The 7,280-nt window shown below is 74.0% G+C and carries 7 protein-coding genes; 2 read left to right on the forward strand and 5 right to left on the reverse strand.

From position 1 onward, the window contains the following. Positions 1-491 (forward strand): DUF418 domain-containing protein (locus tag Q4D18_RS10250; RefSeq protein WP_303128035.1); only part of this gene is annotated, 491 nt, incomplete at its 5' end. A 17-nt stretch (positions 492-508) separates the two neighbouring features. Here Q4D18_RS10250 and Q4D18_RS10255 read toward each other — a convergent pair. The 5 genes from Q4D18_RS10255 to rpsO all read right to left on the reverse strand — a co-directional run bounded on the left by Q4D18_RS10255 (position 509) and on the right by rpsO (position 6,106). Beyond that, positions 509-1,006 (reverse strand): hypothetical protein, encoded by a 498-nt coding sequence (locus tag Q4D18_RS10255; RefSeq protein WP_303128037.1) that lies wholly within the window; start codon positions 1,004-1,006, stop codon positions 509-511. Next, positions 993-1,781: a 4-hydroxy-tetrahydrodipicolinate reductase gene (gene dapB / locus Q4D18_RS10260; RefSeq protein WP_303128039.1), complete on the reverse strand. Its 789-nt coding sequence runs from the start codon at positions 1,779-1,781 to the stop codon at positions 993-995. Before dapB ends, Q4D18_RS10255 begins: the two co-directional genes overlap by 14 nt. Before the next feature lie 26 nt (positions 1,782-1,807). Beyond that, a complete protein-coding gene (locus tag Q4D18_RS10265) occupies positions 1,808-3,124 on the reverse strand; it encodes a pitrilysin family protein (protein ID WP_303128042.1) in 1,317 nt (438 codons plus the stop codon). A gap of 140 nt (positions 3,125-3,264) precedes the next feature. Continuing rightward, entirely contained in the window at positions 3,265-5,532 is a 2,268-nt protein-coding gene (locus Q4D18_RS10270; protein ID WP_303128045.1) for a polyribonucleotide nucleotidyltransferase, read from the reverse strand. Between the two features lie 304 nt (positions 5,533-5,836). Next, positions 5,837-6,106, reverse strand: coding sequence for a 30S ribosomal protein S15 (gene rpsO, locus Q4D18_RS10275; protein ID WP_070639323.1), 270 nt, complete (start codon positions 6,104-6,106; stop codon positions 5,837-5,839). Positions 6,107-6,283: 177 nt separating this feature from the next. On the opposite strand from rpsO, the gene Q4D18_RS10280 reads away from it, so the two are divergent. After that, on the forward strand, positions 6,284-7,280 hold a 997-nt coding region (locus tag Q4D18_RS10280; protein ID WP_303128047.1), incomplete at its 3' end, for a CPBP family intramembrane glutamic endopeptidase.

Consider the following 7,280-nt stretch of genomic DNA (forward strand, 5'->3'; position numbering starts at 1 on the left):
CCCCGGGCGTGGTCCCGGCGATCGCGGCGGCCACCGGCGCCGCACCGGAGGAGCTGGCCACGTCCCTGCTCACGGGCGAGCACCGGCTCGCCGGGCTGGTGCCGGACCCGCTGTGGCTGGCGGTCGTGGCCCCGCACTCCGGCTCGCCGCTGGAGGCCGTCCGGGCGCTGGGCTGGGCCGTGGCGGTGCTGGGGCTCTGCCTGCTGCTCGCGCGCCGGCTCGGGGCGGCACCGGGCGGCGGGGTGCTGCCCGGCGTCGGGCGCCTGTCCTTGACCCTCTACGTGGGGCACCTCGTCCTGCTCTGCGCGCTGGTGGCGGTGGGGGTCCCGTTCCGCGGGCTGGCCGCGGCCGCCGTCCTGTGGACCCTCTTCCTGGGCGCGGGACTCGTGGCCGCACGCACGGGTGCGCCCGGCCCCCTCGAGGCGGGCATGCGGACCCTCGTCCGCCGGGGCGAGGCCCCGCAGGACGGCGAGGGGGTGCCCCCGCGCTGAGCGGGGGCGCCGCGCCGTCAGCGGCCGGCGTGCAGGCGGATGGCCTCGCGCGCGGCGGCGCGGGCGCGGGTGCGGTCCCCCGCGGCGGCGTAGGCCAGGGAGAGGCGGTAGCGGACGCGCCAGTCCTGCGGCGCGGCGCGCACCTCCGCGGCGAAGTCCTCGAACTGCGCGTCGGCGGCGGCCCGGTCGATCCGTCCGCCCGGCGAGCGCGGCAGGTCGTCCTCGGGCAGCCCGCCCTCGGCCTCGAGGATCGCGGCGAGGCGCTCGGTCTGCAGGCCGAAGAGCATCTCGCGGCCGATCAGCGCCAGACCGAGGGCCACCACCACGATCACGGACACGCCGATCGCCACGGGCAGCAGGCCCCCGGCGCCGATCAGCGCCACGGCCGCGCGCACCACGAAGAACGCGAAGAACAGGGTGAGCAGGACGACGAACGCCACCCACAGCTTGGAGCGCAGGGCGGCTCCGCCCGCGGTGGCGGGCGCAGGGTCACCGGGGCGGTCAGTCGAGCTCAAGGACGCCGTCCAGACCGTAGGTCAGCCCCGGGCGCGAGGCCACGGAGCGCAGACCGAGCACCACCCCGGGCATGTAGGCGCCCCGGTCGAAGGCGTCGTGGCGGACGGCCAGCTGCTCGCCGGGCCCGCCCATGAGGACCTCCTGGTGGGCCTCGAGGCCGCGCAGGCGCACCGCGTGCACGTGGACCCCGTTCACGACGGCGCCGCGCGCCCCGTCCGGGTCGCGCTCGGTGGCATCCGGGGACGGGTCCACCCCGGCGGCGGCCCGGGCGTCCCCGATCATCTCCGCGGTGCGGACCGCGGTGCCGGAGGGGGCGTCCACCTTGGCGGGGTGGTGCAGCTCGACCACCTCGACGGACTCGAACCAGCGGGCGGCCCTCGCCGCGAACGCCGAGGCGAGCACGGAGCCCACGGAGAAGTTCGGCGCGATCAGCACGCCCACCCCCGGGCGCTGTGCCAACTGGGCCTCGAGGGCCTGCCGACGCTCGGCGCCCCAGCCCGAGGTGCCGACCACCGCGTGCAGCCCGTGCTCCACGGCGAAGGCCACGTTGTCCGGGGAGGCGTCCGGGACGGTGAGGTCCAGGACGTGGGTCGCGCCGGCGTCGAGGACGGCCTGCAGCGGGTCCGCCGAGCCCAGCTCGGCGACCAGCTCGAGCCCGGCGGCCTCGCGCACGGCGGGCACGGCGTGCCGGCCCATCCTGCCGCGGGCGCCCAGGATCGCCACGCGCGGCACGGCGTCCGCGGGCGCGGGGGTGGTGGGGGTGGTCTCGCTCATGCCCCCAGCCTACGCGCGTCGGCCGCTCAGGCCGGGGCCACCACCACGCGGGCGCGCTCGCCCTCGGCCAGACGCGCGGCCACCGCCCGGACCTGCCCGGCGTCCACGGCGCGCACCCGGTCCAGGGAGGCGGAGAGGTCCACGAACTCGCCCGTGACCAGCTCGGCCCGGCCCAGCCGGGACATCCGCGCACCGGTGGACTCCATGCCCAGGACCGTGCCGCCGCAGATCTGCCCGTGGGCACGCTCGAGCTCCTCGGCGGTGACCTCCTCGGCGGCCATGCGCTCGAACTCGTCCGTCATGAGCCCGGCCACCTCGGCCACGCGCTCGGGCTGGCACCCGGCGTAGAGGCCGTAGTAGCCGGCGTCCGAGTAGCCGGCCGAAAAGGAGTAGGTCGAGTACGCCAGGCCGCGCTTCTCGCGGACCTCCTGGAACAGGCGGGAGGACATGCCTCCCCCGAGCACGGACATCATCACCCCGAGGGCGAACCGGTCCGGGTCCGTGGTGGCCAGGGAGCGCCCGCCCACGATCACGTTGGCCTGCTCCACGGCCTTCTCCACCGTGTGCACGCCCGGGCGCACGCGGGCCAGGGCCGCCGCGGCGGTGTCCACGGTCCGCCGGGGCGCCGGGGCGGCGCCCGGCGTCAGGTCCCAGCCCGACTGCTGGAGGGCGGAGAGCACGAGGCGGCAGACGTCGTCGTGGTCCAGGTGGCCCGCGGCGGTGATGACGAGCTCGTCCGGGCGGTACCAGCGCCGGTAGTGGTCCATGACGTGCTCACGCGTGACGGCGCGGATGGTCTCCGGGGTGCCGCCGATCGGCCGGCCCAGTGGGTGCCCGTCCAGCACGACGGCGGCCAGCTCCTCGTGCGCCACGTCCACCGGGTCGTCGGCGTCCATGGCGAGCTCCTCGAGGATGACGCCGCGCTCGGTCTCGAGCTCGTCCGGGTCGATCAGGGAGGAGGTGACCATGTCCGTGAGCACGTCCACGGCCATGGGCAGGTCCTCGTCCAGGACGCGCGCGTGGTAGACGGTGGACTCCTTGGCGGTGCCCGCGTTGGACTCCCCGCCCACCCGGTCGAACGCCACGGCGATGTCCATGGCGCTGCGCGTGGGGGTGCCCTTGAAGAGCAGGTGCTCCAGGAAGTGCGTGGCGCCGAACCCCTCGGGCGACTCGTCCCGCGAGCCGACGGCCACCCAGTAGCCGATGGTCACGGACCGCTGGTCCGGCATGGACTCCGTGAGCACGCGCACCCCGCCGGGCAGCACGGAGCGGCGCACCTCGGAGCCGCCCTCGGCGGCCAGCACGCCCTCGAAGTCCAGGGGGATCTCTCGCAGCACGGTCATGCCCGCCATTGTGTCAGCCGCCGGCCCCGCCCCGGTCCGCAGGGGGCCGCCCCTGGCCCCACGACGACGGCGCCCCGCCCCTCCCGAGGCGGGGGGGGGCGCCGTCGGGTGCCGGGCGGGCGGAGCCGCCGCGGCGGGGATCAGGCCTCGATGCCGGAGGACTCCACGGCGTCCGCCGTCTCGGCCTGGGCCGCGGCGTCGTCGTCGGCCACGACCGGGGCGAGCGAGAGCTTGCCGCGGTCGTCGATCTTGGTGATCTCCACCTGGACCTTCTGGCCGACGCCGAGCACGTCCTCGACGTCCTCCACGCGCTTGCCCTCGTTGAGCTTGCGCAGCTCCGAGATGTGCAGCAGGCCGTCCTTGCCCGGGGTGAGCGAGACGAACGCGCCGAACGAGGTCAGCTTCACCACGGTGCCGAGGTAGCGCTCGCCGACCTCGGGGACCTGCGGGTTGGCGATCGCGTTCACGGCGGAGCGCGCGGCCTCGGCCGAGGCGCCGTCCGTGGCGCCGATCAGCACGGTGCCGTCGTCCTCGATGGTGATGTCCGCGCCCGTGTCGTCCTGGATCTGGTTGATCATGGCGCCCTTGGGGCCGATGACCGCGCCGATCTTGTCCACCGGGATGCGCACGGAGATGATCCGCGGCGCGGTGGGGGCGAGCTCGTCCGGCTGGTCGATCGCGGCCTCGAGGACCGAGAGGATGTGCAGCCGGGCCTCACGGGCCTGGGTCAGGGCACCGGCCAGCACGGAGGCGGGGATGCCGTCCAGCTTGGTGTCCAGCTGGATGGCGGTGACGAACTCGGACGTGCCGGCCACCTTGAAGTCCATGTCGCCGAACGCGTCCTCGGCGCCGAGGATGTCGGTCAGCGCCGCGTACTGGGTCTGGCCGTCCACCTCGGCGGAGACCAGGCCCATGGCGATGCCGGCCACGTGGGCGCGCAGCGGCACGCCCGCGTTCAGCAGGGACAGGGTGGAGGCGCACACGGAGCCCATCGACGTGGAGCCGTTGGAGCCGAGGGCCTCGGAGACCTGGCGGATCGCGTAGGGGAACTCCTCGCGCGAGGGCAGCACGGGCACCAGGGCGCGCTCGGCGAGGGCGCCGTGGCCGATCTCGCGGCGCTTCGGGGAGCCCACGCGGCCGGTCTCGCCCGTGGAGTAGGGCGGGAAGTTGTAGTGGTGCATGTACCGCTTGGAGCTGGTGGGGGCCAGCGAGTCGATCTGCTGCTCCATCTTGAGCATGTTGAGCGTGGTGACGCCCATGATCTGGGTCTCGCCGCGCTCGAAGATCGCGGAGCCGTGCACGCGCGGCAGCACCTCGACCTCGGCGGTCAGCTTGCGGATGTCCGTCAGGCTGCGGCCGTCGATGCGCACCTGGTCCTTGAGGATGCGGCGGCGCACGATCTGCTTGGTCAGCGAGCCGTAGGCCTTGGCGACCTCGCCGCGGCGCTCCTCCAGCTTCTTGCCCTCGCCCGCCAGCTCCTCGATGACCTCGAGGTGGTAGGCGTCCGAGGCGGCCTCGCGCTCCTGCTTGTCGCCGATCGAGAAGATCTCGGTCAGGCGGTCCGTGGCGAGCTTCTCCACGGCGGAGTAGACGTCGTCCTCGTAGTCCTTGAAGACGGGCACCTCGACGGGGGCCTTGCCGGCGCGGGAGACCAGGTCGGCCTGCGCCTCGCACAGGGTGCGGATGAAGGGCTTGGCGGCCTCGAGGCCCTCGGCCACGACCTCCTCGGTGGGGGCCTGGGCGCCGCGGTCCTTGACCAGCTCCCAGGCGTTCTCGCCCGCCTCGGCCTCCACCATCATGATGGCGACGTCGTCGCCCACCACGCGGCCGGCCACGGCCATGTTGAACACGGCGTCCTCGAGCTGGGAGTGCTTCGGGAAGGCGACCCACTGGCGCTGGCCGGAGCCGTCGTCGACCAGGGCCATGCGCACGCCGCCGATGGGGCCGGAGAACGGCAGGCCGGAGAGCTGCGTGGACAGGGAGGCGGCGTTGATGGCCACCGTGTCGTAGATCTCGTCCGGGGCGATCGAGGTGACGGTCACGACGACCTGCACCTCGTTGCGGATGCCCTTGGTGAAGGCCGGGCGCAGCGGACGGTCGATCAGGCGGCACGTGAGGATGGCGTCCGTGGACGGCCGACCCTCACGGCGGAAGAACGAGCCGGGGATGCGGCCGGCGGCGTACATGCGCTCCTCGACGTCCACCGTCAGGGGGAAGAAGTCGAAGCCCTCGCGGGGGTTCTTGCCCACCGTGGTGGCGGACAGCATCGACGTCTCCTCGTCGATGTACACCATCGCGGCGCCGGCGGCCTGCTGGGCGAGGCGGCCGGTCTCGAAGCGGACAGTGCGGGAGCCGAAGCGGCCGTTGTCGATGACGGCCTCGGCGAACGTGATCTCAGGACCTTCCATGGGGTCCCTCCTTTTCAGACAGGACCGACCCGCGTGCGATGCCGTCGACCTGGTCTTCGATCGAGGCCCTCGGCCGCCCCGCGCGCGGCGGGGCTCCGGGAGCCACTGTCGAGGACCGCGATCCGACGGGGCGGGGCGATCGGCGTGTCCGCGCGGACGGCGTCCGGCGCGGAGCGGTGTTCGGTTGTGGATGCGCCGCAGGGGCGGCGCATCTCCCTCCAGGGTAACGACCGGAGGCGGGGAAGACGAAGGGCGGCGCCCCTCCGGGTTCAGGACCCGGAGCCGGCGCCGCCCTCCGCACGGCTCACTTGCGCAGGCCGAGGCGCTCGATCAGCGAGCGGTAGCGCTCGATGTCGGTGTCCTTGAGGTAGCCGAGCATGCGACGACGACGACCGACCATGGCCATCAGGCCGCGGCGGGTGTGGTGGTCGTGCTTGTGCTCCTTGAGGTGCTCGGTCAGGTCCTTGATGCGACGCGACAGGACCGCGATCTGCACCTCGGGGGAGCCGGTGTCGCCCTCGTGGGTGGCGTACTCCTTGATGATCTGCTGCTTGACAGCGGGATCCAGGGCCATGGGAGGCCTCCTTCTCTGTGGTACCGCGAACACGGGCCGCGCGCGCCCCGCAGGGCGCGCGACGGGGCCTCTCCACCGCGGACTGCAGCGAGGCCGGAGCCCCCATCCTATCAGCGGAGCCCTGTTCATCCTCCCGGGGGAGCCCCCGCCGCCCCGGGCTTCCCTACGCTGAGGCCCATGACCACCACCCCTCCCCCGATGCCGACCCCGCCGGCCGCCTCCCCCACGCCCCCGCCCGCCCCGTGGCCCGCACCGGCCCCCGCCGCGCCCGCGCGTCGCCTCGACCTGCCGCTGATCGGCCAGAGCTACCCGGAGCTGATGCGCACCCCGCGCGCCCGCTGGTGGAACCCGCTGGCCTCCCTCGGGATGGTGGTGGCCGGCGTCGTCGGCCTGATGGTCCTCATGATGGTGCCGATGGCGTTGGTGCTGTTCACGCAGCTGGATCCGGGCGAGCTGTGGTCCCCCACCGGCCCCTCCGAGGCCGACATCGAGCTGGCGTTCTTCTCCGCCCCCATGGTGCTGCTGAACAACCTGATGCTGGCCGCGCTGATCGGGGTCGCGCTGCTCGCCGTCCTCGTGGCGCACCCGGTGAAGGCCCGCTTCCTGCACTCCGTGGAGGGCCGCGTGCGCTGGCGGTGGCTGCTGCGCGCGCACCTGGTGCTGCTGCCGCTGTTCCTCGTGTACATCCTCGGTGCGTGGCTGCTCGACGGGGCCCGCGTGCTGCCCCGCGCCGAGGACTGGGTCTGGCTGCTGGTGATGGCCTTCCTGCTCACCCCCTTCCAGGCCGCCGGCGAGGAGTACCTCTTCCGCGGCTGGCTGATGCTGGCGATCGGCACGTGGATCCGCCGGCCGGCGGTGGCCGTGGCGGTCACGGCCGTGGTCTCCGCCGGGGCCTTCGCGCTCGCCCACGGCTCGATGGACCCGTGGATCCTGCTGGACCTCGGCGTCTTCGCGGTGGCCGCGGTGCTCCTCACGTGGCGCACGGGCGGCCTCGAGGCGGCCGTGGCGCTGCACGTGGTGAATAACGTGGTGATCATCGTGTTCGGCTCGCTCACCGGCCTGGACAAGGAGAGCTACGTGACGGACTCCGTTCAGGGCGACCCGTTCGCCACCCTGCTCTCCGCGGCTGTGGTGACGATCGCCACCGTCCTGCTGCTGTGGCAGGCGAAGCGCG

This window comes from Micrococcus sp. (assembly GCF_030523875.1).
Lineage (GTDB): Bacteria > Actinomycetota > Actinomycetes > Actinomycetales > Micrococcaceae > Micrococcus.